The sequence below is a fragment of the Stenotrophomonas sp. 10L48 genome (assembly GCF_056395105.1).
This window is the reverse complement of the sequence record NZ_JBFTIX010000001.1, coordinates 249746-273692: the sequence shown is the minus strand read 5'-3', so window position 1 is coordinate 273692 and position 23947 is coordinate 249746. Positions and strand designations below refer to the sequence as shown.

The following is a 23947-nucleotide window of genomic DNA, read 5'->3' as shown; positions in this document are numbered from 1 at the left end:
TCAGATTTCGCCAGCGCGCTTGCGCAGGCGGATGGCGATGAAGATGAAGGCCACGCCGAAGGCCGCGCCGATCCACAGGTCGGGCATCGCCAGCGACTTGAGCTGGGCAGAGGGCGCCATCAGCGCCACGATCGAGTCCAGATCCTGCCTGGATTCACCGCCACCGGCGCGGTACAGCAGATCCATTCCCGGCATCGCACCCAGCAGCAGACGGCCGACGATGTGTTGCCAGAACCAGCCGGTGGTCAGGTCGAACAGGTGCATCAGCTTGGTGGTGCTGACGATGATGCCGGCGAACAGCGGCAGCATCACTGCCCAAAGGAACGGCTTGCTCCGTGCCCAGGCCGAGCACAGCAGCAGCCAGCCCGCAGTGGGCAGCGCCCACAGGGCGTACACCGGGATGGACACGAACATGCCCATGACCAGGCTCATCGGATTGGCAGGTCCCACGATCAACTGCATCGCATCGCCGCCGTGGGAGACCACCACCAGGCACAGTATCAGCATGAAAACGAGCAGGGTCAGGCTGGAAGCGATGATGGCGATGAGCGGTGCGACGATCAGTGCACTGAGCACCTTGGACAGTACGGTCTGGGTGTCCGACAGCGGCAGCGACTTCCAGAACAGGATGCTGCGGTCGCGGCGATCGTCATACAGGGCGCCCAGGCAATAGAAGAACACCACAAAGGCAAGCACGATCAGTGGCCAGGACGAGGTCAATACCATCGCCAGGTCCAGGCCGTTGCCCAGGTCGGCCATGTCCTTGGCGCTGATGTCGCGGGTCAGCACGGCCAGATCCAGGCCGTTGATGTTCACGCTCTCGCCGTCGATGTGCAGGCCGCCGTCGCGGGCGGCACGATGCAGGGCGAACAGGCCCAGGCCGATGCCGATGCCGCTCATCAGCAGCGAGACGATGCCGGCGATCACCGGGGCGTACAGGAAACCACCGCGGTTTTCCCAGTATTCGCGCTTGAGCAGCCAGCGCAGGGTGCCTGCGGGACTGACAGGATGGTTGACGGCATTCATGCGTAGGTCCCCTTCATGACAGCGACGAACAGATCGGCAAGGCCGGCGTTGCGGGTTTCACCCAGGCTGGCCAGCTGGCTGCGTGGCACCCCGTCGAACAGCAGGACGGTCTTGCCGAAGGCCTGGCTGCGCTCGTCGATGGGCTTCAGTGCGCGGGCGGTTTCAAGCTGGTCGGCACCGACCAGCAGTTCGGTATAGCGGTCGCCGACTTCGTCCATTTCCGCATTGAGGACGATGCGACCATCGCGGATGAACATCACGTCGGTGAGGATGTGCTCGATCTCTTCCACCTGGTGGGTGGTGACGATGATCGTCTTCTGCTCGTCGAAGTAGTCTTCCAGCAGGCGCTGGTAGAACTCCTTGCGGTACAGGATGTCCAGGCCGAGCGTGGGTTCGTCCAGCACCAGCACCTTGGCGTCGATGGCCATCACCAGGGCCAGGTGCAGCTGCACGATCATGCCCTTGGACAGTTCGCGCACGCGCTGCTTCGGCTGCAGCTTGGTGTTGGCCAGGAAGCGTTCGCAACGGGCGCGATCAAAGCGGGGGTGCACGCCGGCGACGAAGTCGATCGCCTCACGCACCTTCAGCCAGCGCGGCAGCACGGCGACATCGGCGATGAAGCAGATGTCGTTCATCAGATCGTCGCGGTGCACGCGCGGGTCACGGCCGAGCACGCTCAGCTCGCCTTCCACCGAGGTCAGGCCGAGCACCGCCTTCAGCGCGGTGGTCTTGCCGGCACCATTGGGGCCGATCAGGCCGATGATGCGGCCTGCCGGAATGGAGAAGCTGGCGTTGTCGAGCGCGAGCGTGTTCTTGTAAGCCTTGCGAAGGCCACGGGCGGTAATGACAGCGTCGCTTGGCACAGCGGTAGTGGGACTGGCATTCATCAGAATTTCCCCTGGGGCAACAATTCGTCGAGACTCAGGCCCAGTCGCTGGATGCGTTCCAGTACGGCCGGCCATTCTTCATTGAGGAAGCGTTCGCGCTCGCTGCTGCGCAGCTGCGTGGCCGCCTGTTCGGTCATGAACATGCCCAGCCCGCGGCGCTTCTCGACCAGGCCTTCATCGGCCAGCTCCTGGTAGGCGCGCGAAACGGTGATGGGGTTGAGCTGGTAATCGGCGGCCACCTGGCGCACCGAAGGAAGGGCATCGCCCGGCTTGAGGATTCCGTCAAGCATCATGGCGATCACGCGTTCCTTCAGCTGGCGGTAGATGGGAGCGCCGTCGCTCCACTGGATGTCGCTCATATTCAGCTCCGTGGGGTCAGCGGCTGTGCGAACGAGAAATACGGCATGGACAGGGAGCTGTGCAGCCGACGCGGGGGGGAGGGGGAGGGAGCGGCATTCCCTGCCGTGGGTGCTGCTGCGTCCTGCGTACTGTCTTCGGAGAGGGTGGGGGAGGACGCGGCCGGCGGTGCCGGCATGGCCAGCCAGACCAGTACGAACAGGGTTGATACCGCGGTGACCGCGGGGGCGGCAAGGCTGCGACGCATCCGGCTGTTCATGGTTCCCCCTGTCTCAGGTGACTGGTGTTGTATGCAACTATAACACCGGCACGCCTGTGTGCAAGTCCTGTCCCCACCCAACTGATGGCAGGGGTGGTCACGGCACCGCAATATTCGTTCAACCGCTTGATATGCATCGAAAAAGAGAAACTGCGGAGGCGCGTTTTCAGTCGGCCTCCCATTCAGCCATGTCCATGCTATGTCATCAGCAGCGGGCTGGGACGCGCGGCAGACTGCTTCCGCCACGCCGTGCAAAGCGCGACAACGCATGCGCTCCAGAGACGTGCAGACCCCGGTGCTATAGTTCGGCCGATTCCCGGCCCGTCACGGCCGGACCCCTGGAATGGCTACCGCGGACCGTCTCCCATGCCTTTGTCGACTGCCTCCTCGCGCCGCCTTCGCGGCCTGTCCCTGTTGACCCTGCTGGCCGCAGGCCTGGCCACGTCGGCCGCCGCTTCGGCCGCCGATCTGCTGGATCTGTCGTACCGGCCGCTGGCGGGCAAGCAGCAGGTCAACCTGCAGCAGCGTTACCACGGGCAGGTGCTGCTGGTGGTCAATACGGCAAGCAAGTGCGGCTATACCCCGCAGTACGAGGGTCTGGAAGCGCTGCAGAAGCAGTACGCCGGCAAGGGATTTGCCGTGCTCGGCTTCCCGTCCAACGATTTCAAGGGGCAGGAGCCGGGTGATGAAAAGCAGATCCAGGATTTCTGCACGCTTACCTATGGTGTGAAATTCCCGATGTTCGAAAAGGTGCACGTGACCGGCGCGCAGGCCACGCCGCTGTATCAGCGCTTGACCGCCGCCACCGGCGTGGCGCCGGCGTGGAATTTCCACAAGTATCTGGTCGGACGCGATGGCACGGTCATTGCCCAGTTCGCCAGCAAGGTCACCCCGGATGATCCGCAGCTGAAAGCGGCCATCGACAAGGCGCTGGCGGCACCGGCCGCACATTGAATGCCGGCACGGATGCCTCGACATCGACGGCATGCGTGCGACAATACGTGTTTTCGCGCCGACGTCGGCGTCCAGTCACTTCCAGGAATGCAGCGAATGAAAATGGGAATGCGCGGCGCCGCGGCGTCGGTTCTGATTCTGGCGATGGGCACCTCCGGTGTCGCCCTGTCGCAACAACCGGCCGCTCCTTCGGCCGCCAAGGAGACCGCACCCTTGAATTCCCCCAAGCAGAAGCTCGGCTACGCCATTGGTCTGGATGTGGCCAAGTCGTTCGCGCCGATCGCCGATGAAATCGATGCAGCCGCGCTGCGCACTGCCGTGGAGCGTTCCTTCGAAGGCCTGCAGCCGCAGATCACCCAGGAACAGGCCAAGGCGACCGATGCCGCCCTGCGCCAGGTGGTGATGGCCCGCAGCGGCCAGCAGGTGCCGGGCGTCGCGCCGGGCTCGCAGCCGGCGAAGGTCGATCGGGTCAAGGTCGCGCAGATGATCGGTGCTTATTCGGTGGGTCCGTCGCTGGCACAGCTGAAGGACGATATCGATACCGCTTCGCTGTTTGACGCGATCAACACTGGCCTGAGCAAGGGCCAGCCGAAGATGAGCGAAGCCGATGCCACTGCCACCATCCAGTCGTTCATGGGTGCCAAGCAGGCCGAGATGCAGGCCAAGGCCGCACAGGCAGCGCAGACCAACCGTCAGGAAGGCAACGCGTTCCTGGCCAAGAACAAGACCCAGCCGGGCGTGGTGACCACCCCGTCGGGCCTGCAGTACCAGGTGATCCGTCCGGGCAGTGGCGAGCGTCCGTTGCCCTCCAGCAAGGTGCGCGTGAACTACGAAGGCAAGCTGCTCAACGGCACGGTGTTCGACAGTTCCGCGGGCCGTGGCCCGGCCGAATTCGGTCTGGACCAGGTCATCAAGGGCTGGACCGAGGGCGTGGCCCTGATGCCGGTCGGCTCGAAGTACCGCTTCTGGATCCCGGGTGAACTGGCATACGGCGAGAACGGCACCCCGGGTGGTCCGATCGGTCCGAACTCCACCCTGACCTTCGACGTCGAGCTGCTGGGCGTTCTGCCGTAAGCCAACACGGAGTCAGCACGGATATGCGCGTTGCGATTTTTGGTACCGGCTACGTAGGTCTGGTGACCGGCACCTGCCTGGCCGACGTTGGCCACCAGGTGGTCTGTGTCGATATCGACCAGGCCAAGGTGGATGGCCTCAACCGGGGCATCATCCCGATCTACGAGCCCGGCCTGGAGCCGATGGTGAAGGCCAACCACGCCGCGTCGCGGTTGGTGTTCACCACCGACGCGGCGACCGCCATCGGCCACGGCCAGGTGGTGTTCATCGCCGTGGGCACGCCGCCGGACGAGGATGGCAGCGCCGATCTGCAGTACGTGCTGGCCGTGGCCCGCACCATCGGTCGGTACATTTCGGTGCCGACCGTGGTGGTCAACAAGTCGACGGTGCCGGTAGGCACCGCCGACAAAGTGCGTGCGGCCATTGCCGAGGAGCTGGCGGCGCGTGGGGCGGATATCGCCTTCGACGTGGTGTCCAACCCCGAATTCCTGAAGGAAGGCGACGCCGTTGCCGACTGCATGCGGCCTGACCGCATCATCATCGGTGCGACCAGCGCCGAGTCGGTCGCAGTGATGCGTCGCCTGTACGCACCGTTCAATCGCAACCACGATCGCGTGGTGGAGATGGACGTGCGTTCGGCCGAGCTGACCAAGTACGCCGCCAATGCAATGCTGGCAACCAAGATTTCGTTCATGAATGAAATCGCCAACATCGCCGAGCGCGTGGGCGCCGACGTCGAGCAGGTCCGCCAGGGCATCGGTTCGGATCCGCGTATTGGCTGGCACTTCATCTATCCGGGTGCCGGTTACGGCGGTTCGTGTTTTCCCAAGGACGTGCAGGCACTGGCGCGCACCGCGCAGCAGGCCGGCCTGGAGCCGAAACTGCTGAACGCGGTGGAGGCGGTCAATGAATCGCAGAAGGGGCACCTGTTTGCCCTGATCCAGCGCCACTACGACAAGGGCGAAGGCGAAGGCGTGCGCGGCAGGACGTTCGCCGTGTGGGGCCTGGCGTTCAAGCCGAACACCGATGACATGCGCGAGGCCTCCAGCCGCCGCCTGCTGGCCCAGTTGTGGGAAGGCGGTGCGACAGTGCGCGCCTACGATCCGGAGGCGATGCATGAATCGCAGCGGATCTTCGGCGAGCGCGACGATCTGGTGTTCTGTGACAGTGCCGACGATGCGCTGCAGGGCGCCGATGCACTGGTCGTTGTGACCGAGTGGAAGCAGTTCCGCAGCCCTGATTTCCAGATGCTGCGCGAGCGGCTGAAGGATGCGGTGGTGTTCGACGGCCGGAATCTGTACGAGCCGGCTGAAGTCGAGGCTGCCGGCCTCGCGTATTACGGCATTGGCCGGGGGCGTTCGCTGCATGTCTGAAGTACCGACCGAACGCGAGCAGGCGCTGGAAGCGCGCCTGGTCGAGCTGGAGATGCGCGTGTCCTTCCAGGAACACGCGCTGGCCGAACTGAGCGATGCACTTGCAGACGCGCGCATGGAAGGCAGCCGCAATGCCGGCATCCTGCGCGTGCTGCTGGAAGACCTGGGCAAGGTCCGCAATGCATTGAATTCTTCTGATCCGGCGAGCGAACCGCCGCCGCCGCACTACTGATCCATATCCTATGAGCGATACCCTCCGCGACCAGCTGATGGGCCTGGGCTTCAAGCCCGCGCCCAAGCCCGAGCGCAAGAATGATGCCCCCCGCCGTGATGGCCGCCCGCAGGGCAAGGGTGGCGCTGGCAATGGAAAGCCGCAGCACGCTGGCAAGGGCGAACACAAACCCGGCGAGCGGCGGGCGCATGGCAATGGCGGCCCGGGCAAGCCTGGCCAGCAGCGTGGCCAGGGCCACGGGCAGGGGCCGCGCAAGCCGCGTACCGCCGAGGAAATGGATCTGGCCAAGGCCTACGCGATCCGTGCCCAGCGCGAAAAGGAAGAGCGCATCGAGACCGAGCGCCTGAAGCAGGAAGAAGCCCGCCAGCGCCGCGAGGCCAAGGTGAAGCTGGAAGAACTGCTGAAGGACAAGAGCCTGAATGCCGAAGCGGCCGATATCGCGCGCCACTTCCCGTACGGCGGCAAGATCAAGCGCATCTACGTCACCGCCGAGCAGCTCAAGGCACTCAATGCCGGTGAACTGGGCGTGGTCCAGCTCAATGGTCGCTACCTGCTGGTGACGGCTGAAGTCCTGGCCCAGTCTGAGGCGGTGTTCGCCGCTTCGGTGGCGTTGAAGGTCGACCCGAATGCACCGGCCGAGGACGATCCCTACGCCGACCCGCAGTACCAGGTGCCCGACGACCTGGTCTGGTAAGCACCGACAAAAAGGGGACGGAGGGGATTAAGTCGTTTGTGCCAAGAACGACTTAATCCCCTCCGTCCCCTTTTTTCATTCCGGATCGTAGTCGAGGTTGGACGCCAGCCAGCGTTCGGCCTGGGCACGGTCCACGCCCTTGCGGCGTGCGTAGTCGGTGACCTGCTCGCGACCGAGGCGGCCGACCACGAAATACTGGCTCTGCGGGTGGCTGAAGTAGTAGCCCGACACCGCTGCGGTCGGCAGCATCGCGAAGCTCTCGGTCAGTTGCATGCCGGCGTTGGTTTCCGCCCCCAGCAGGTCGAACAACCGGCGTTTTTCGCTGTGCTCGGGGCAGGCGGGGTAACCGGGCGCGGGGCGGATGCCGCGGTACTTTTCGTCGATCAGCGCTTCGTTGTCGAGCGTTTCGGCGTGGTCGTAACCCCAGAACCCGGTGCGTACGCGCTGGTGCAGGCGTTCGGCCAGGGCTTCGGCAAAGCGGTCGGCGAGCGCCTTCAGCAGGATTGCGTTGTAGTCGTCGTGGTCGGCCTCGAAACGGGCCACGTGCGCGTCGATGCCGATCCCGGCGGTCACTGCGAAGGCGCCGATCCAGTCCTGCTTGCCGCTGTCGGCCGGAGCGATGAAATCGGCCAGGCAGAAATCCGGGCGTTCGGCGGGCTTGTCCACCTGTTGCCGCAGGAAGTGCAGGGTGGCTTCGCCATCGGGATGCTGCACACGTACGTCGTCGCCGATGCTGTTGGCAGGCCACAGCCCGAACACGGCCTTGGCCCGCAGCCACTTCTCGTTGACGATGCGGTCGAGCATCGCGCGCGCGTCCTGGTACAGCTCGCTGGCCTGGGTGCCGACGATTTCATCGGTGAGGATGGCCGGGTACTTGCCGGCCAGCTCCCACGCCTGGAAGAACGGCGTCCAGTCGATGTAGGGCACCAGCTCGGCCAGTGGGTAGTCATCGAATACATGCAGGCCCGGCTGCTTCGGTGCGGGTGGCGTGTACGCCTGCCAGTCGCACTGGAACTTCTGGCCACGTGCATGTTCCAGCGAGACCAGGCGCTTGGCGTCACCGCGGTTGCGGTGGCGGGTGCGGATCTCGGCGTAGTCCGCCTCGTTGGCGGCGACGAACGCATCCCGCAGCTCGCGCGAGATCAGCGACTGCGCCACGCCCACGGCGCGCGAGGCGTCCTTCACCCAGACCGTCGGGGCTTTGTAGTGCGGGTCGATCTTCAGCGCGGTGTGCGCACGTGAGGTGGTCGCGCCGCCGATCATCAGTGGCAGGTCAAAGCCCTGCCGCTGCATTTCACGGGCGACATGGCTCATTTCTTCCAGTGACGGCGTGATCAGGCCGGACAGGCCGATGATGTCGGCCTGGTGCTCGCGGGCGGCATCGAGGATCTTCTGCGCCGGCACCATCACGCCCAGATCGATCACCTCGAAGTTGTTGCAGGCCAGGACCACGCCGACGATGTTCTTGCCGATGTCGTGCACATCGCCCTTCACCGTGGCCATGATGATCTTGCCGTTGCTCTTGGCGGTGTCGCCGCTGCGGGCCTTTTCGGCTTCGATGTAGGGCAGCAGGTAGGCCACTGCCTTCTTCATCACACGTGCCGATTTCACCACCTGCGGCAGGAACATCTTGCCGGCACCGAACAGGTCGCCGACCACGTTCATGCCGGCCATCAGCGGGCCTTCAATGACGTCCAGCGGGCGGCTGGAACGTTGCCGGGCTTCTTCGGTATCGGCGTCGACCCAGGCATCCAGGCCATGCACCAGCGCATGCGCCAACCGTGCGTCCACCGGCTTCTCGCGCCAGGCCAGGTCTTCGGTCTTCGCCGCGCCCTTGCTGCCCTTGTAGCGCTCGGCGATTTCAAGCAGGCGCTCGGTGGCATCAGAGCGGCGGTTGAGGATCACGTCCTCCACGCGCTCGCGCAGTTCCGGCTCCAGCTCGTCGTAGATCGGCATGGCGCCGGCGTTGACGATGCCCATGTCCATGCCCGCGGCGATCGCGTGGTACAGGAACACCGAGTGGATCGCCTGGCGCACGGTTTCGTTGCCGCGGAACGAGAACGAAACGTTGGACACGCCGCCGGACACATGGCAGTGCGGCAGCGTCTGCTTGATGATGCGGGTGGCTTCGATGAAGTCGACCGCATAGTTGTCATGCTCTTCAATGCCGGTGGCGACGGCGAAGATGTTCGGGTCGAAGATGATGTCCTGTGGCGGGAAGCCGATTTCATCGACCAGCAGGCGATAGGCGCGGGTGCAGATTTCAACCTTTCGCGCGCAGGTATCGGCCTGCCCGCTCTCATCGAAGGCCATCACCACCGCCGCCGCACCGTAGCGCAGCACTTTGCGCGCGTGCTCGCGGAACAGGTCCTCGCCTTCCTTCAGCGAGATCGAATTGACCACGCTCTTGCCCTGCAGGCACTTCAGGCCAGCCTCGATCACGCTCCACTTGGAGGAATCGACCATTACCGGGATGCGGGCGATGTCCGGCTCGGACATGATCAGGTTGAGGTAGCGGGTCATCGCCGCTTCCGAATCGATCAGGCCCTCGTCCATGTTGACGTCGAGGATCTGTGCGCCGCTGGCCACCTGCTGCCGGGCCACGTCCACCGCTTCTTCGTAACGGCCTTCCTTGATCAGTTTGCGGAACTGCGCGCTGCCGGTGACGTTGGTGCGTTCGCCGACATTGACGAACAGCAGATCCGGGGTGATGACCAGCGGTTCCAGGCCGGACAGGCGGGTAGGGCGGACAGGCGTCATGATCGGCGGCAACTCAGCGGCAACAGGGGGACGTGCGGGAGGGGGTGGAGGTGTTCATGCCGCCTGCACCTGGGCGGCAGGCAGGGCGCGGGGCGGCAGCCCGGCCACCGCCAGCGCGATCGCGCGGATGTGGTCCGGGGTGGAGCCACAGCAGCCGCCGACCAGATTGAGCAGGCCATCTTCGGCAAAGCCACGCAGGGTGGCGGCCATTTCCTCGGGTGTTTCGTCGTACTCACCGAATGCATTGGGCAGGCCGGCGTTGGGATGGGCACTGACGTAGCAGTCCGACACCTGCGACAGGGTTTCCACGTGCGGACGCATGGCATCGGCGCCGAGTGCGCAGTTCAGGCCGATCGACAACGGCCGTGCATGCGCGAGTGACGCCTGGAACGCCTCGGCGGTCTGTCCGGACAGGGTGCGCCCGGAAGCATCGGTGATGGTGCCGGAAATCATGATCGGCAGCCGCGCGCCACGTGCATCGAAGGCCTCCTCGATGGCGTACAGCGCAGCCTTGGCGTTGAGCGTATCGAAGATGGTCTCGACCATGATCGTGTCGGCGCCACCATCGATCAGGCCATCGATGGCTTCGCGGTAGGTGCCGCGCAGCTCATCGAAACTGGTGTTGCGGAAGCCGGGATCATTGACGTCCGGACTGATCGAAGCGGTGCGGCTGGTCGGGCCGAGCACGCCGATGACGAAGCGCGGCTTGTCCGGTGTGGTGGCCGCCACCGCATCGCAGCAGGCACGTGCGACGGCCGCACCCGCCTTGTTCAGCTCGTACACCAGGTGTTCGAGGTGGTAGTCGGCCTGGCTGACCGAGGTGGCGTTGAAGGTGTTGGTTTCCACCAGGTCCGCGCCCGCTTCCAGGTAGGCGGTGTGGATGCCGGCGATGACCTCCGGCCGGGTCAGCAGCAACAGGTCGTTGTTGCCCTTCAGGTCGTGGCCTTCGGGTGTGCTGCCGTGGTCGCAGCCGGGCCCATGGGCGTGGTCGTAACCGCCGGCGAAGCGCTCGCCCCGGTAATCCTCTTCCTGCAGGCCGTGGCGCTGGATCATCGTGCCCATCGCGCCGTCGATGATCAGGATCCGATCACGCAGGGCAGCGAGCAGCGATTCCACGCGTTCCGGGTGCAGCCAGGGCAATGCGGGCATGTCGACCTCAGGGTTTGTTGGCGATCAGCGAGATCACTTCGAAATGCGGCGGGCGCTTTTCGCGGGTGACCGTTTCCAGGTTGGAGACCTGCAGGCCGGCCTTGTCGACGAACTTCTTCAGCTCCTTGTCGCTGAAGCCGAGGTTGACATGGCCATAAGCATCGACCGCGGCCTTGTGCTCGTGGCGGGCCAGGCTGCACAGCAGCAGGCGACCGCCCGGGCGCAGTACGCGCGCGGCTTCGGTGACCGCCTGCGCCGGCTTGCTGGCGTAGGTCAGGGCGTGCATCAGCACCACAAGGTCGAAGCTGCGGTCCTTGAAGGGCAGGGCATGCATGTCGCCCTCGCGGACTTCCACGTTCGGCAGGCGGCGCAGGCGTTCGCTGGCGGCGGCCACCACGCGCGCACTGGTATCGATGCAGATGTAGCGCCTGGCGTGCGGGGCGACCAGTTCGGCCAGCACACCGTCGCCGGAGGCGATATCCAGCACGTCGCCGGTTTCCAGCAATGGCAGCGCGGTGCGCGCCAGCGCTTCCCAGGTGCGGCCCGGGGAGTAGTGGCGCTCCATGTCGCCGGCCACGCTGTCGGCCCAGTTCTGGTCGGCAGCGCGGTGGGCGAGCACCGCCGCTACCCGTTCAGCATCCTGGCGCAGCAACGGGTCGTCGCTTCCGTTGCTCAGGGCATGCCACAATGCACGCTGCGCCGGGTCCAGCTGGGCTTCGTCGAAGCGGTAGTAGGCCGACACGCCCGCACGGCGGTCGCGCACAAGGCCGGCTTCCTTCAGGCGCGCCAGATGAGTCGATACCCGCGGCTGCGCCAACCGGGTGATGGCCGAAAGCTCGGCCACGGTCAGCTCTTCCTGCTCCAGCAGCGCCAGCAGGCGCACGCGGGTAGCATCGGCGAACACCTTCAGGCGGGTCGACCAGTCCTCCAGATCCATAAGTATCCACCTATCGCGATATAGAGATATATTCGCCGACGACACCCCTTCCGGTCAAGTCGCAGCTCCCCACGAGTCAGCCGCCGATGGCCGGCCCCCGGTACAATCGGCGAACCATTTTCCCGGGAGGGTGTTGTGGATTTCAGCTTTACCGAAGAGCAGTTGATGCTGCAGGACGTTGCGCGCCGGATCGCGCAGGAAAAGATCGCCCCGAGCGCGGAGCACCATGACCGTACCGGTGAGTTCCCGCTGGACAACATCCGCCTGCTGGGCGAGAACGGCCTGATGGGCATCGAAGTGCCGACCGAATACGGTGGCGCGGGCATGGACCCGATCGCGTACGTGCTGGCGATGGTGGAGGTCGCCGCCGGTGATGCTGCGCATTCGACCATCATGTCGGTCAACAATTCGCTGTTCTGCAACGGCATCCTGACCCATGGCAGCGAAGCGCAGAAGCAGAAGTACGTGCGCGCCATCGCCGAAGGCGAGGCCATCGGTGCATTCGCGCTGACCGAGCCGCAGTCGGGCTCGGACGCCACTGCCATGCGTTGCCGCGCGGTCAAGCAGGCCGACGGCAGCTATGTCATCAATGGCAAGAAGAGCTGGATCACTTCCGGCCCGGTGGCCAAGTACATCGTGCTGTTCGCGATGAGCGAGCCGGACAAGGGCGCGCGTGGCATCACCGCGTTCATGATCGACACCGACAAGGCCGGTTTCGGCCGCGGCAAGACCGAACCGAAGCTGGGCATCCGTGCCTCGGCCACCTGCGAGATCGAGTTCAACGATTACGTGGCGCAGCCCGAAGACGTGCTGGGGCAGGAAGGCGAGGGCTTCAAGATCGCCATGGGCGTACTCGACGCCGGCCGCATCGGCATTGCCTCGCAGGCGATCGGTATTGCCCGTGCCGCCTATGAAGCGACCCTGGAGTATGTGAAGGACCGCAAGGCCTTCGGTGCGGCCATCGGTACGTTCCAGATGACCCAGGCGAAGATTGCCGACATGAAGTGCAAGCTGGATGCGGCACTGCTGCTGACCCTGCGTGCGGCATGGGTGAAGGGCGAGGGCAAGCGCTTCAGCAACGAGGCCGCCATCGCCAAGCTGACCGCTTCGGAAGCGGCAATGTGGATCACCCACCAGGCCGTACAGATCCATGGCGGCATGGGCTATTCCAAGGAAATGCCGCTGGAGCGCTACTTCCGTGATGCCAAGATCACCGAGATCTACGAAGGCACCTCGGAGATCCAGCGCCTGGTGATCGCCCGCAACGAGACCGGTCTGCGTTGATTTTCCCGTGCCGCGCCGCTGCAATGGCGGCGCGGCAGTAGATCCACGCCATGCGTGGATGGCGTTGTGCCCAGATGGCATGCCCCTCTGGCTTTCCAGGATGCATGCTGCTGCAATGCGGATCGTTTTTTCTGGAGATACCGCATGATCTACCGCGGCTGGGGCTTCATGACGCTGGTGACGCCGATCGCAGGCATCCTGTTGCTGGCGTACTTCTTCCCGCACGACGGCGCCAAGGGCAACATCCCGCTGCAGCAGGTGCTGCTGGGTGGTGGCATCGGTGCGGCAGTGAACGTGCTGCTGGGCCTGTGGCTCAACCGTGCGCCGCGGCCGAAGGGTGAGGCCGCACCCCATCATTTCTTCTTCGTGCCGATGCAGTGGGTCGCATTGGTGATCGTTGCAGTGTGCGTGATGATCTCGCTGCTGCGCTGACACGTCGCCTTGGAGAGCGCCAACCAAGGTTGGCGGCTACCGGGCATGCCGCTGCTTTGGTAGATGCCAACCTTGGTTGGCATGGATTCAAAAGCAGCAAAGAAAAAAGCCCCGGATCGCTCCGGGGCTTTTCATTTCAGCAACTCACCGTCGGATCAACGATCCGGGCGGTGGGCGCTTTCCGCATCACGCTGGCGGCCGAGGAATTCCTTCGACGGTTCATCCAGCTTGTCGCCCAGCATGCGGCGCACCACCACGAAGAACACCGGGATCATCAGCAGGCCGAGCAGGGTGGCGAACAGCATGCCGCCGATCACGCCGGTACCGATGGCGTGACGCGAGTTGGCGCCGGCACCGGTGGAGATCGCCATCGGGATGACGCCCATGATGAACGCGAAGGACGTCATCAGGATCGGGCGGAATCGCAAGCGCGCCGCTTCGATGGTGGCATCGCGCAGGGTCTTGCCCGCCGCACGCTGCTCCACCGCGAACTCCACGATCAGGATCGCGTTCTTCGCGGCCAGGCCGATCACCGTGATCAGGCCGATCTTGAAGAACAGATCGTTCGGCAGGCCACGCATCATCGACAGGGCGAGTGCGCCCAGAACGCCAAGCGGTACCACCAGCAGCACCGCCACCGGGATCGACCAGCTTTCATACAGCGCAGCCAGGCACAGGAACACCACCACGATGGACAGCACCAGCAGCAGCGTCGCGGCGTTGCCTGCCAGGATTTCCTGGTAGGACAGGCCGGACCAGTCGTAGCCGAAGCCCGCCGGCAGGTCGTCGTTGACGATGCCTTCCATGGTCTGCATCGCTTCACCCGAGCTGGTGCCCGGTGCCTGCGAGCCGACGATGTTGATCGCCGAGTAGCCGTTGTAGCGGCTCAGCGACGGCGGTGCCGAGACCCATTCGGACTTGACCACCGTGCTCAACGGAATCATCGCGTTGGTGCCATCGGCATTGGTGGTCAGGCTGGACGGGCTGTAGAAGCTCTTCAGCGACTCCTGGCCAGTGCGGTATGGACCATCAGCCTGCATGGTCACGCGCTTGATGCGGCCTTCGTAGAAGAAGTCGTTGACGTACACCGGGGCCAGCATCAGCTGGATGGTGCTGTACACGTCCGACACCGACATGCCCATCGACTGCGCCTGCACGCGGTCCACGTGCAGCTGCAGCTGCGGGGCGTTTTCCAGGCCGTTCGGGCGCACGCCCACCAGGTGGTCCGGCTTCTGCGCGGCCTGGCCGAGCAGGATGTTGCGGGCCTGGGTCAGCTGCTCGTAACCGGCGCCGCTGCGGTCCTGCAGCCACATGTCGAAGCCGCCGAACTGGCCAAGGCCCTGCACGGTGGGCAGGTTGACCACGAAGATCTGCGCTTCCTTGATGCCGTAGAACGCGCCGTTCATGTTCTGGATGAATTCCGGAGCAGTGAACTTGCGCTCTTCCCACGGCTTCAGGCGGATGAAGCCCATGCCCACGTTCTCGCCGGAACCGACGAAGCTGAAGCCGGCCACCTGCAGCATGCCTTCATAGCCATCCTGCTTTTCCAGGATGCCGCGCATCTGTGCGAACGCTTCGTTGGTCTGGCTCTTGGTCGAGCCCGGCGGCAACTGCACGATCGCCAGTGCATAGCCCTGGTCTTCCTCAGGCAGGAAGCTGCCCGGCATGCGGGTGAACAGGAAACCGCACAGCGCGGTCAGCACCACGAACAGGATCATCCAGCGTGGTGCATGGCGCACCGCGGAGGTGATGTGGCCCACATAGGTGTGGCTGATCTTGTCGTAGTACTTGTTGAAGGTGCGGTAGACGATGTTCGGGTTGTCGTTGTGCGTCGGCTTGAGGAACGTCGCGCACAGCGCCGGGGTGAAACCCAGCGCCAGGAACGCCGAGAACGCCATCGAGATGGCGATGGTCAGGGCGAACTGCTTGTAGATCTCACCGGCCGCACCGCCCTGCAGGGCGGAGGGGATGAACACCGCCGCCAGCACGACGGTGATGGCCACCACCGCGCCGGTGATCTGGGTCATCGCCTTCTGCGTGGCCGGCTTCGGCGCCAGGCCTTCCTCGGTCATGATGCGTTCGACGTTCTCGATCACCACGATCGCGTCATCGACCACGATGCCGATCGCCAGCACCATCGCAAACAGGGTCAGCTGGTTGATCGTGAAGCCGATCATCCACATGCCCAGGAACGTACCCAGCAGGGCCACCGGGATGACCAGGGTCGGGATCAGGGTGGCGCGGAAGTTCTGCAGGAAGATCAGCATCACCAGGAACACCAGCAACACCGCTTCGAACAGGGTCTTGACCACTTCCTGGATCGAGATCTTGACGAAGGTGGTGCTGTCGTACGGCGAGAACCAGGTGACGCCGGCCGGGAAGCTGGGCTGCAGCTCGTCCATCTTGCCGCGCACCGCCTCGGCCACGTTCAGGGCGTTGGCGCCCGGCAGCAGCTGGATGGCGAAGGCACCGGTGGGCTTGCCGTTGTACTGGGTATCAAAGCCGTAGTTGTTGGCACCGAAGGCGACGCGGGCGATGTCCTTCAGCAGCACGCGCGAGCCATCGGCATTGGCGCGCAGGATGATGTTCTCGAACTCCTGCGGCGAGCTGAAGCGGCCTTCGGCCGACACCGTGGCGGTGAAGTGCTGGCCTTCCGGCGACGGGTCGGAGCCCAGCGCGCCGGCGGCGAACTGCACGTTCTGCGCGCGTACCGCCGCCAGCACCTGGCTGGCCGACAGGCCATAGCCCTGCATCTTTTCCGGGTTGAGCCAGATGTTCATGGCGTACTCGGAACCGAACTGCTGGGTGCTGCCGACGCCGGGGATGCGCGAGACCTGGTCGAGCACGCGCGAACCGACGATGTCGTTCAGTGCGTCACGGTTGATCGTCGGCGTATCGGACTGCAGCGCCACCACCATCAGGAAGCCGGCGTTGGCCTTGGCCACCACCACACCCTGCTGGGTGACTTCCGAAGGCAGTCGCGGCGTGGCCAGCGAGACCTTGTTCTGCACCTGCACCTGGGCGATGTCCGGATCGGTACCGGTCTCGAAGGTCAGGGTGATCGACGCGCGGCCGTTGGAGGCCGATGAGGAGCTGAAGTACAGCAGGTGATCGATGCCGGTCAGCTGCTGCTCGATCACCTGGGTGACCGATTTCTCCGTGGTATCCGCACTTGCACCCGGGTAGGTGGCCGAGACGGTCACCTGCGGCGGGGCGATGTTGGGGTAGGACTCCACGCCGAGGTTGAGGATCGCGATCACGCCGCTGAGCGAGATCAGGATCGCCACCACCCAGGCGAAGACTGGATGTTCGATGAAAAATTTAGGCATGACGGAAGGTCCCGTTACTGCTTGTTCGATTCGGTGGCGGCCGGCTCGGCCTTGTCGGCCTGGTCAGCCTTGGCCGGTGCCTTGGCGTCGGCCGGAGCTGCGGCAGGCGCGCCCGGAGCAGCACCGCCGGCGGCAGGCTTGCCGTTGGCGTCCTGGCCCGGGGTCCACGGCTTGGCCGTGGCCGGCGTGCCTTCCTTGACCTTCTGCACGCCGGCGACGACCACCTTGTCACCCGCGGCCAGGCCCTCGCTGACCAGCCAGTTGCCGTTCTGCGCGCCGTCGGTCTTGACGTTCTTGCGGACGACCTTGCCGTCGGCACCCACCACCATCACATAGCCGCCGTTGGTGTCACGCAGCAGGGCCTGCTGCGGCACCAGGTAGGCATTGTTGCGCTCGCCCAGGTTGGCCTGGAAGCTGACGAAGGCGCCCGGCAGCAGGATCTTCTGCGGGTTTGGCAGCACCGCGCGCAGCGACACCGCGCCGGTGGCCGGATCGACCGTGGTCGAGGAGAAGTCCAGCGTGCCCGGCTCGCTGTAGGTGCTGCCGTCGGCCAGCTTGACGTTGACCGTGGCCTTGCCGTCGCCGGACAGGGCCAGGGTGCCCTTGGCCTGCTGCGCACGCAGCTGGGTCAGTTCATCCACGCTCAGCGAGAAGTTCACGTACAGCGGGTCGAGCTGGTCCACGGTGGTCAGCAGGGTCACATCGCCCTGGCCCACCAGCGCGCCTTCGGTGACCTGCTGCTTGTTGGCCACGCCACTGATCGGGGCGGTGACTTCGGTGTAGCCCAGGCTGATGCGCGAGGACGTGACGGTGGCTTCGGCCTGCTTGACCGCGGCCAGCGCGGTGCGCTCGGCCGACTCGGCATTGTCCAGGTCGGCCTTGGACACGAACTTCTGCGGCGCCAGCGAACGGGCGCGGTCAGCGGCGACCTTGGCGTTGGCGTAGGTCGCGCGGGCCGAAGCCAGCTGGGCCTCGGAGGCGTTGAGCGAGGCGCGCAGGGGCGCCGGGTCGATCAGGAACAGGGTCTGGCCCTGCTTGACCTCGCTGCCTTCCTGATAGACGCGCTTGAGCAGCACGCCGGGCACGCGGGCGCGCACATCGGCGCTGCGGAACGGCGACAGGCGACCGACCAGCTCGCGCTGCAGCGGCAGGGTCTGCGGCTTGGCGTCGATCACGCCCACCTCCGGCGGTGGGGGCGTCGGCTGTTCCGGCTTCTTGCAGGCAGCTACGGCGACAGCAACGGCGCACGTCAAGGCAAGGGTGCGGAGTGGGGCGGTCATCAGGAGGAACTCCGGGGTTGGTTTGAAGACGGGGCCGGCGAGGGCTGCGGCGCGAACGCGCGCAGGAAGCCATCGACGGAGAACTCTGCCCAGCGCCGACGCAATGCAGCGTCATCACGATGGGGGGTATGGAAGCGCTGTTTGTCGAAATCCTGACCGGCAATCATGCTCAGCAGCAGTTCGGCCATGAAGTGCGGGTCGTCATGCCGCAGCAGCCCGCGACTGCAAACGGTTTCAATCCATTCAGCAAGATGAAGTGTCAACGCGCCGGCGCCATGCCGGTACAGCGTACGCGCCTCTTCGGGAAACTGTGCTGCATCGGCGGCGATCAGGCGGCAGGCCTGGCCGACGTGGGGCTGGTTGAAGTGCTCCAGGAAGTCGGTGGCGAACTGCAGCAGGCTGCCACGCAGGTCGTCACCGCGGAGTGCACGCAGCATGGCCCCGGTGGCGTGGCCGACGTGGCGCTGCATGACCCGCCGCAGCAGGGCCTGCTTGTTGCCGTAGCGCGAGTACAGGGTCTGCTTCGAGCAGCCTGCATGCTGGGCGACCGCGTCCATGCTCATCTGCATGCCCTGTCGGGCAAGCAGTTCGCGCACGGCGTCGAACACGCGCTCATCACGCGCGTCGAGGGCGACAGGAAGGTAGGCCGGATTCACGCGGTGGACTATACCGTCCAGTTCAGGATTGTGGAATCGCGCCGATGTTGCCGCATGTGTCTTCCGGTAACACGTTTTGCCGATCCTGTCGGCAACGCTGTGCGACCGCGACGCCCATACCGGTGCGAACTGAATAGGGCGTCTAAACCGCAGCAAACCCGAATCTGGTTATTCCGTCCTGCAGCAAGGCCTTTTCGTGCGGTAGGGCTACAATTTCATTTTCCCAACTGAGCAAGCGCGCCGCTCTGCCATGAAACCGCAAAAAACCGCAGCCAAGACCGTGAAAAACAAAAGCAAACCAGTTGAGTCGGAGGTCGCAGTGACCGCTGGTTTCTCCCTGGAGCCGGTGTACACGGCCTTGCGCAAGCGTTACCCCGCGGCCGCCCAGGCCGAGGCAGTGGCATTCGCAGCCGATTTCTACAAGCGCATGGAGGCCGACGAGTTCCCCCATCACAGCGCTGAGGAGTGGGCCGCGCTCGCAGCCGAAACGCTGGAATTCGCCCGTGCCCGCAAGGCCGGCAAGGCCAATGTCCGCGTGTTCAATCCGACGGCGAAGGCCAACGGTTGGGAATCGCCGCACACCGTGCTGCAGATCATCAACGACGACATGCCGTTCCTGGTCGACACCGTGACCATGTCGCTGGCCGAGCATGGCGTGGGCGTGCATGTGCTGGGCCACCCGGTGCTGCATTTCACCCGTGACAAGGCCGGCAAGCTGACCAAGGTCGGCGAGGGCCAGCTGGAATCGGTGATGCTGCTGGAGATCGACCGCCAGCCGGCCGAAGCCATGGCAGACATCGAGCAGGCCATCAACAAGGCACTGGATGAAGTGCGCGCCATCGTGCGCGACTGGCAGCCGATGCAGGACAAGGCGCTGGCGCTGGCCGACGACCTTGGCAGCCGCCAGCTGCCGGTCGACGCTGCCTCGCGCAAGGAAGCACAGGAATTCCTGCGCTGGGCCGCCGACAACCACTTCACCTTCTTCGGCTACCGCGAGTACCGCGTCGAGAAGCAGGGCAAGGAAGACGTGCTGGCGCCGCTGAACGACACCGGCCTGGGCCTGATGCGCGGCAAGGACAAGTCCGCTGCACGTCCGGTCAAGACCCTGGCCGCGCAGGGCCTGAACACCACGTCCGGGCTGAAGGACGCGCTGATCCTGACCAAGACCAATGCCCGTTCGCGCGTGCATCGTGCCGGTTACATGGATTACATCGGCGTGCTGGAATTCGACGCCAAGGGCAGGATCATCGGCGAACAGCGCTTCCTCGGCCTGTTCACCTCCAGCGCCTACAACCGCCGCCCGTGGGAAATCCCGCTGGTGCGCCAGCGCTACGAACACGTGATGAAGCAGTCCGGCCTGGCCGGCTCCAGCCATAGCGGCAAGGCCCTGCGCCACATCCTGGAAACCCTGCCGCGCGAAGAACTGTTCCAGTCCAGCGAGGACGAACTGTTCCGCACCGCGATGGGCGTGCTGGGCCTGCAGGAGCGCGTGCGCAGCCGCCTGTTCCTGCGTCGCGACAAGTACAGCCGTTTCATTTCCGCGCTGGTCTACCTGCCGCGCGAGCGTTTCAACACCGACGTGCGCCTGCGCATCGAAGCGATGCTCAAGGAAGCGCTGCACGGGGAGTACGTGGACAGCTCGGTGGTGCTGGGTGAATCGCCGCTGGCCCAGGTGCACCTGATCGTGCGTCCGAAGCCGGGCGAAATGCTCGATGTCGACACCGCCGAACTGGAACAGAAGCTGGCCCAGGTGCTGCGCAACTGGCAGGACGACCTGCGCGAAGCGCTGGTCACCCGCCATGGCGAAGCCGAAGGCCTGCGCATTGCTGCGCGTATCGGCAAGGCGCTGCCGGCGGGTTACATCGAAGACAACAGCACCGCCGTTGCCGCCAACGATGTCAGCCAGCTCGACGCGCTGACCGGTCCGGACGACCTGCGCCTGAGCCTGCAGGCCGTGCCGCGCGAATCCGGCGATGGCCTGCGCCTGAAGCTGTATCGCCAGCTGGATGACATCCCGCTGTCGGACGCGCTGCCGATGATGGAAAACATGGGCCTGCGGGTGATCGCCGAGCGTCCGTACCGCCTGTCGGTGGACAACGCGCCGGTGTACGTGCAGGACTTCGAGGTAGAGTCGACCGCTGGTGCGATCGATGCGGCCAGCGTCGATGAAGCCTTCGGTGAGACCTTTGCCCGCGTCTGGCACGGCGATGCCGAGAACGATGGCTTCAACCGCCTGGTGCTGGCTGCCGGCCTGCACTGGCGCCAGGTCGCCATGCTGCGTGGCTACTGCAAGTACCTGCTGCAGACCGGCGTGCCGTTCTCGCAGGCTTACGTCGAAGGCACCTTCACCCGCTACCCGTTGCTGGCACGCCTGCTGGTGGAACTGTTCGAAGCCCGCTTCGATCCGGCCACCGGCCATGAAAGCAAGGAAGACATCGCCGCCGGCCAGGCGCAGCTGAAAGCCCACCTCGAGGTGCTGGCTGCCGGCGACGAGGCCACCCTGAAAGTGCTCAAGACCGTGGTCGACGCCCGCAAGGGTGACCGCGATGCGCAGATGCAGGCCGCGCGCGAAGCGCTGCTGAAGCTGATGGACCGCGTGTCGAGCCTGGACGAGGACCGCATCCTGCGTTCCTTCATGGGCGTGATCGATGCGACCCTGCGCACCAGCTACTACCAGACCGATGCCAATGGCCAGCACGGCCATGTCATCAGCTTCAAGTTCGATTCGGCCTTGGTGCCGGACCTGCCCAAGCCGCGCCCGTACCGCGAAATCTTCGTGTATGGCCCGCGCGTGGAAGGTACCCACCTGCGCTTCGGTGCCGTCGCCCGTGGCGGCCTGCGCTGGTCGGATCGCCGCGAAGACTTCCGTACCGAAGTGCTGGGCCTGGTCAAGGCGCAGATGGTCAAGAACACCGTCATCGTGCCGGTCGGCGCGAAGGGCGGCTTCTTCGCCAAGATGCCGCCGGTGAACGGCGATCGCGATGCGATCTTCGCCAACGGCGTGGCGTGCTACAAGCTGTTCATCCAGGGCCTGCTGGACATCACCGACAACATCGTCAACAACAAGATCGTGCCGCCGGTGGATGTCGTGCGCCATGACATGGACGATCCGTACCTGGTGGTGGCCGCCGACAAGGGCACCGCGACCTTCTCCGACATCGCCAACGGCCTGGCCATCGCGCACGGCTTCTGGATGGGCGATGCGTTCGCCTCCGGCGGTTCGGTCGGTTACGACCACAAGGGCATGGGCATCACCGCGCGCGGCGCATGGGAGTCGGTCAAGCGCCACTTCCGTGCACTGGGCCGTGACAGCCAGACCCAGGACTTCACCGCGGTTGGCGTCGGCGACATGTCCGGCGACGTGTTCGGCAACGGCATGCTGCTGTCGCGCCACATCCGCCTGGTCGCTGCGTTCGACCACCGCCACATCTTCCTGGACCCGAACCCGGATGCAGCGACCACGTTCGTCGAACGTGAGCGTCTGTTCACCGTGCCGCGTTCGAGCTGGGCGGACTACGATGCCAAGCTGATCAGCAAGGGCGGCGGCGTGTATCCGCGCAGCCTGAAGTCGATCGAGATCACCCCGCAGGTGCGTGAAGCGCTGGGCCTGGACGAGAACGTCAAGGCGCTGTCGCCGAACGATCTGATGAGCGCGATCCTGAAGGCACCGGTCGACCTGCTGTGGAACGGCGGCATCGGTACCTACGTCAAGGCCGCCAGCGAGCAGCACAGCGATGTCGGCGACCGCGCCAACAACGCCCTGCGCGTGAATGGTGGCGAGCTGCGCTGCAAGGTGGTGGGCGAGGGCGGCAACCTGGGCATGACCCAGCTGGGCCGCATCGAAGCTGCCCAGGCCGGCGTGCTGCTCAACACCGACTTCATCGACAACTCGGCCGGTGTGGATACCTCCGACCACGAAGTCAACATCAAGATCCTGCTCAACGATGTGGTGCGGGCCAAGAAGCTGACCGTCGAGCAGCGCAACAAGCTGCTGGCGTCGATGACCGACGAAGTCGCCGCGCTGGTGCTCAACGACAACTACCGCCAGAACCAGGCGCTGAGCCTGATGGAGCGGATGGCGGTCAAGCGCCTGGGTTCCAAGCAGCACTTCATCCGTACCCTGGAACAGCAGGGCCTGCTGGATCGCCAGATCGAGTTCCTGCCGTCCGATGCCGAGCTGTCCCAGCGCAAGGCACGCGGCCAGGGCCTGACCCGTCCGGAACTGTCGGTGCTGCTGTCCTACTCCAAGCTGGTGGCGTTCGCGCAGCTGCTGGATTCGGACATCCCGGAAGATCCGTACCTGTCCAAGGAACTGCAGCGCTACTTCCCGACCCCGCTGCAGAAGAAGTACGCCGACGCGATGGAGCGTCACCGCCTGAAGCGCGAAATCATCGCCACGGCCGTGACCAACCAGACCATCAACCGCATGGGCGCCACCTTCCTGATGCGCATGCAGGAAGACACCGGCCGCTCCATTGCCGAGGTCGCCAAGGCCTACACCATCAGCCGCGAAACGCTGGACGCACGCGCGCTGTGGGCGCAGATCGATGCCCTCGACGGCACGCTGCCGGAGTCGGTGCAGATCGACGCGCTGGAAGTGATCTGGAAGCTGCAGCGTTCGTTCGTACGCTGGCTGCTGTCGCGCCCGGGCCCGATGCCGGGCATCACCGAGGCGGTCAACCGCTACCAGGGTCCGTTCAACGACATCCGTGTTGCTTCGGGTGTGCTGCCGGATTCGCAGCGTCCGACCTACGAAGCCCTGGTGGCCGAGTGGAAGGAAAAGGGCCTGCCGTCGGCGCTGGCACAGCAGCTGGCCGAACTGCACTTCCTGGAACCGGCGTTCGACATCATCGAACTGGCCCGTACCCGCAAGCTGAAGCCGGTGGATGTCTCCAAGATCCACTTCCGCCTGGGCGACGCCCTGCAGCTGCCGTGGCTGTTCGAGCAGATCGACGCGCTGGAGGTCAACGGCCGCTGGCACGCGGTGGCACGTGGCGTGCTGCGCGACGAACTGGCCGCACACCACCGCAGCCTGGCCGGCCAGGTGCTGGCCACCAAGGGCAGCACCGCTGAAGCCAAGGTGGCCGCGTGGATCGGTCGTGACGACAGCAGCCTGCGCTTCACCTTGGCGATGCTGGCCGAACTGGCCGAGCAGAAGACCCTGGACTACCCGACCGTTTCGGTCGCGGTGCAGCGCCTGGGTCAGCTTGCTGCCCACGGCGCGTAAGTGATGTAGTGCCAGGCCACGCCTGGCATGCGTGAAC

17 protein-coding genes are annotated in these 23947 nt (G+C 65.1%); 8 read left to right on the top strand and 9 right to left on the bottom strand.

Going from position 1 to position 23947, the window contains the following annotated elements; genetic code table 11:
* From AC1DCU_RS01445 to AC1DCU_RS01435, 3 genes are read right to left on the bottom strand one after another with little or no spacing between them, the layout of a single operon-like run.
* Window positions 1-1026: a hypothetical protein gene (locus tag AC1DCU_RS01445; RefSeq protein ID WP_025876815.1), complete on the bottom strand. Its 1026-nt coding sequence runs from the start codon at window positions 1024-1026 to the stop codon at window positions 1-3.
* Window positions 1023-1913, bottom strand: coding sequence for an ABC transporter ATP-binding protein (locus AC1DCU_RS01440; protein ID WP_032976317.1), 891 nt, complete (start codon window positions 1911-1913; stop codon window positions 1023-1025). The genes AC1DCU_RS01445 and AC1DCU_RS01440 overlap by 4 nt, the downstream gene beginning before the upstream one ends.
* Complete coding sequence (locus AC1DCU_RS01435) at window positions 1913-2272, bottom strand: GntR family transcriptional regulator (protein WP_012511573.1); 360 nt, start codon at window positions 2270-2272, stop codon at window positions 1913-1915. The genes AC1DCU_RS01440 and AC1DCU_RS01435 overlap by 1 nt, the downstream gene beginning before the upstream one ends.
* A gap of 623 nt (window positions 2273-2895) precedes the next feature.
* On the opposite strand from AC1DCU_RS01435, the gene AC1DCU_RS01430 reads away from it, so the two are divergent.
* From AC1DCU_RS01430 to AC1DCU_RS01410, 5 genes are all read left to right on the top strand, one after another.
* Window positions 2896-3483: a glutathione peroxidase gene (locus tag AC1DCU_RS01430; RefSeq protein ID WP_025876823.1), complete on the top strand. Its 588-nt coding sequence runs from the start codon at window positions 2896-2898 to the stop codon at window positions 3481-3483.
* 96 nt (window positions 3484-3579) lie between these two features.
* Window positions 3580-4557, top strand: coding sequence for an FKBP-type peptidyl-prolyl cis-trans isomerase N-terminal domain-containing protein (locus tag AC1DCU_RS01425; protein WP_025876825.1), 978 nt, complete (start codon window positions 3580-3582; stop codon window positions 4555-4557).
* 23 nt (window positions 4558-4580) lie between these two features.
* Entirely contained in the window at window positions 4581-5930 is a 1350-nt protein-coding gene (locus AC1DCU_RS01420) for a UDP-glucose dehydrogenase family protein (protein WP_478013515.1), read from the top strand.
* Entirely contained in the window at window positions 5923-6162 is a 240-nt protein-coding gene (locus AC1DCU_RS01415) for a SlyX family protein (protein ID WP_025876828.1), read from the top strand. The genes AC1DCU_RS01420 and AC1DCU_RS01415 overlap by 8 nt, the downstream gene beginning before the upstream one ends.
* Window positions 6163-6172: 10 nt before the next feature.
* Window positions 6173-6856: a DUF2058 domain-containing protein gene (locus tag AC1DCU_RS01410; RefSeq protein ID WP_032976315.1), complete on the top strand. Its 684-nt coding sequence runs from the start codon at window positions 6173-6175 to the stop codon at window positions 6854-6856.
* A gap of 75 nt (window positions 6857-6931) precedes the next feature.
* On the opposite strand, the gene metH is transcribed toward AC1DCU_RS01410, so the two are convergent.
* The 3 genes from metH to AC1DCU_RS01395 are packed head-to-tail and all read right to left on the bottom strand — an operon-like array spanning window position 6932 to window position 11702.
* Window positions 6932-9616, bottom strand: coding sequence for a methionine synthase (gene metH / locus AC1DCU_RS01405; RefSeq protein WP_025876832.1), 2685 nt, complete (start codon window positions 9614-9616; stop codon window positions 6932-6934).
* Window positions 9617-9670: 54 nt separating this feature from the next.
* Window positions 9671-10765: a homocysteine S-methyltransferase family protein gene (locus AC1DCU_RS01400; protein WP_032976314.1), complete on the bottom strand. Its 1095-nt coding sequence runs from the start codon at window positions 10763-10765 to the stop codon at window positions 9671-9673.
* Between the two features lie 7 nt (window positions 10766-10772).
* Window positions 10773-11702 carry an ArsR/SmtB family transcription factor gene (locus AC1DCU_RS01395; RefSeq protein ID WP_032976312.1) on the bottom strand — a complete coding sequence of 310 codons (930 nt, stop codon included), beginning with the start codon at window positions 11700-11702 and terminating at the stop codon, window positions 10773-10775.
* Window positions 11703-11837: 135 nt separating this feature from the next.
* Between AC1DCU_RS01395 and AC1DCU_RS01390 the strand changes: the two genes are divergently transcribed.
* Together AC1DCU_RS01390 and AC1DCU_RS01385 are read left to right on the top strand one after the other, a co-directional pair.
* Window positions 11838-12986 (top strand): acyl-CoA dehydrogenase family protein, encoded by a 1149-nt coding sequence (locus tag AC1DCU_RS01390; RefSeq protein WP_032976311.1) that lies wholly within the window; start codon window positions 11838-11840, stop codon window positions 12984-12986.
* Window positions 12987-13130: 144 nt separating this feature from the next.
* On the top strand, window positions 13131-13418 hold the full coding sequence (locus AC1DCU_RS01385; RefSeq protein ID WP_033831511.1) for a hypothetical protein: 288 nt from the start codon (window positions 13131-13133) through the stop codon (window positions 13416-13418).
* A 155-nt stretch (window positions 13419-13573) separates the two neighbouring features.
* Here AC1DCU_RS01385 and AC1DCU_RS01380 read toward each other — a convergent pair whose 3' ends face one another.
* Genes AC1DCU_RS01380 through AC1DCU_RS01370 form a run of 3 tightly spaced genes read right to left on the bottom strand, consistent with a single transcriptional unit; the run spans window position 13574 to window position 18683 of the window.
* Entirely contained in the window at window positions 13574-16747 is a 3174-nt protein-coding gene (locus AC1DCU_RS01380) for a multidrug efflux RND transporter permease subunit (protein ID WP_025876842.1), read from the bottom strand.
* 14 nt (window positions 16748-16761) lie between these two features.
* Window positions 16762-18027, bottom strand: coding sequence for an efflux RND transporter periplasmic adaptor subunit (locus AC1DCU_RS01375; RefSeq protein WP_025876844.1), 1266 nt, complete (start codon window positions 18025-18027; stop codon window positions 16762-16764).
* Window positions 18027-18683, bottom strand: coding sequence for a TetR/AcrR family transcriptional regulator (locus AC1DCU_RS01370; protein ID WP_099784744.1), 657 nt, complete (start codon window positions 18681-18683; stop codon window positions 18027-18029). Before AC1DCU_RS01370 ends, AC1DCU_RS01375 begins: the two co-directional genes overlap by 1 nt.
* Window positions 18684-18933: 250 nt before the next feature.
* On the opposite strand from AC1DCU_RS01370, the gene AC1DCU_RS01365 reads away from it, so the two are divergent.
* Complete coding sequence (locus AC1DCU_RS01365; RefSeq protein WP_080148452.1) at window positions 18934-23910, top strand: NAD-glutamate dehydrogenase; 4977 nt, start codon at window positions 18934-18936, stop codon at window positions 23908-23910.
* Window positions 23911-23947: the final 37 nt, after the last annotated feature.

Coding starts and splice junctions, on each gene's coding strand:
- AC1DCU_RS01445 (WP_025876815.1), bottom strand. CDS start 1,026: ATGAATGCCGTCAACCATCCTGTCAGTCCCGCAGGCACCCTGCGCTGG.
- AC1DCU_RS01440 (WP_032976317.1), bottom strand. CDS start 1,913: ATGAATGCCAGTCCCACTACCGCTGTGCCAAGCGACGCTGTCATTACC.
- AC1DCU_RS01435 (WP_012511573.1), bottom strand. CDS start 2,272: ATGAGCGACATCCAGTGGAGCGACGGCGCTCCCATCTACCGCCAGCTG.
- AC1DCU_RS01430 (WP_025876823.1), top strand. CDS start 2,896: ATGCCTTTGTCGACTGCCTCCTCGCGCCGCCTTCGCGGCCTGTCCCTG.
- AC1DCU_RS01425 (WP_025876825.1), top strand. CDS start 3,580: ATGAAAATGGGAATGCGCGGCGCCGCGGCGTCGGTTCTGATTCTGGCG.
- AC1DCU_RS01420 (WP_478013515.1), top strand. CDS start 4,581: ATGCGCGTTGCGATTTTTGGTACCGGCTACGTAGGTCTGGTGACCGGC.
- AC1DCU_RS01415 (WP_025876828.1), top strand. CDS start 5,923: ATGTCTGAAGTACCGACCGAACGCGAGCAGGCGCTGGAAGCGCGCCTG.
- AC1DCU_RS01410 (WP_032976315.1), top strand. CDS start 6,173: ATGAGCGATACCCTCCGCGACCAGCTGATGGGCCTGGGCTTCAAGCCC.
- metH (WP_025876832.1), bottom strand. CDS start 9,616: ATGACGCCTGTCCGCCCTACCCGCCTGTCCGGCCTGGAACCGCTGGTC.
- AC1DCU_RS01400 (WP_032976314.1), bottom strand. CDS start 10,765: ATGCCCGCATTGCCCTGGCTGCACCCGGAACGCGTGGAATCGCTGCTC.
- AC1DCU_RS01395 (WP_032976312.1), bottom strand. CDS start 11,702: ATGGATCTGGAGGACTGGTCGACCCGCCTGAAGGTGTTCGCCGATGCT.
- AC1DCU_RS01385 (WP_033831511.1), top strand. CDS start 13,131: ATGATCTACCGCGGCTGGGGCTTCATGACGCTGGTGACGCCGATCGCA.
- AC1DCU_RS01380 (WP_025876842.1), bottom strand. CDS start 16,747: ATGCCTAAATTTTTCATCGAACATCCAGTCTTCGCCTGGGTGGTGGCG.
- AC1DCU_RS01375 (WP_025876844.1), bottom strand. CDS start 18,027: ATGACCGCCCCACTCCGCACCCTTGCCTTGACGTGCGCCGTTGCTGTC.
- AC1DCU_RS01365 (WP_080148452.1), top strand. CDS start 18,934: ATGAAACCGCAAAAAACCGCAGCCAAGACCGTGAAAAACAAAAGCAAA.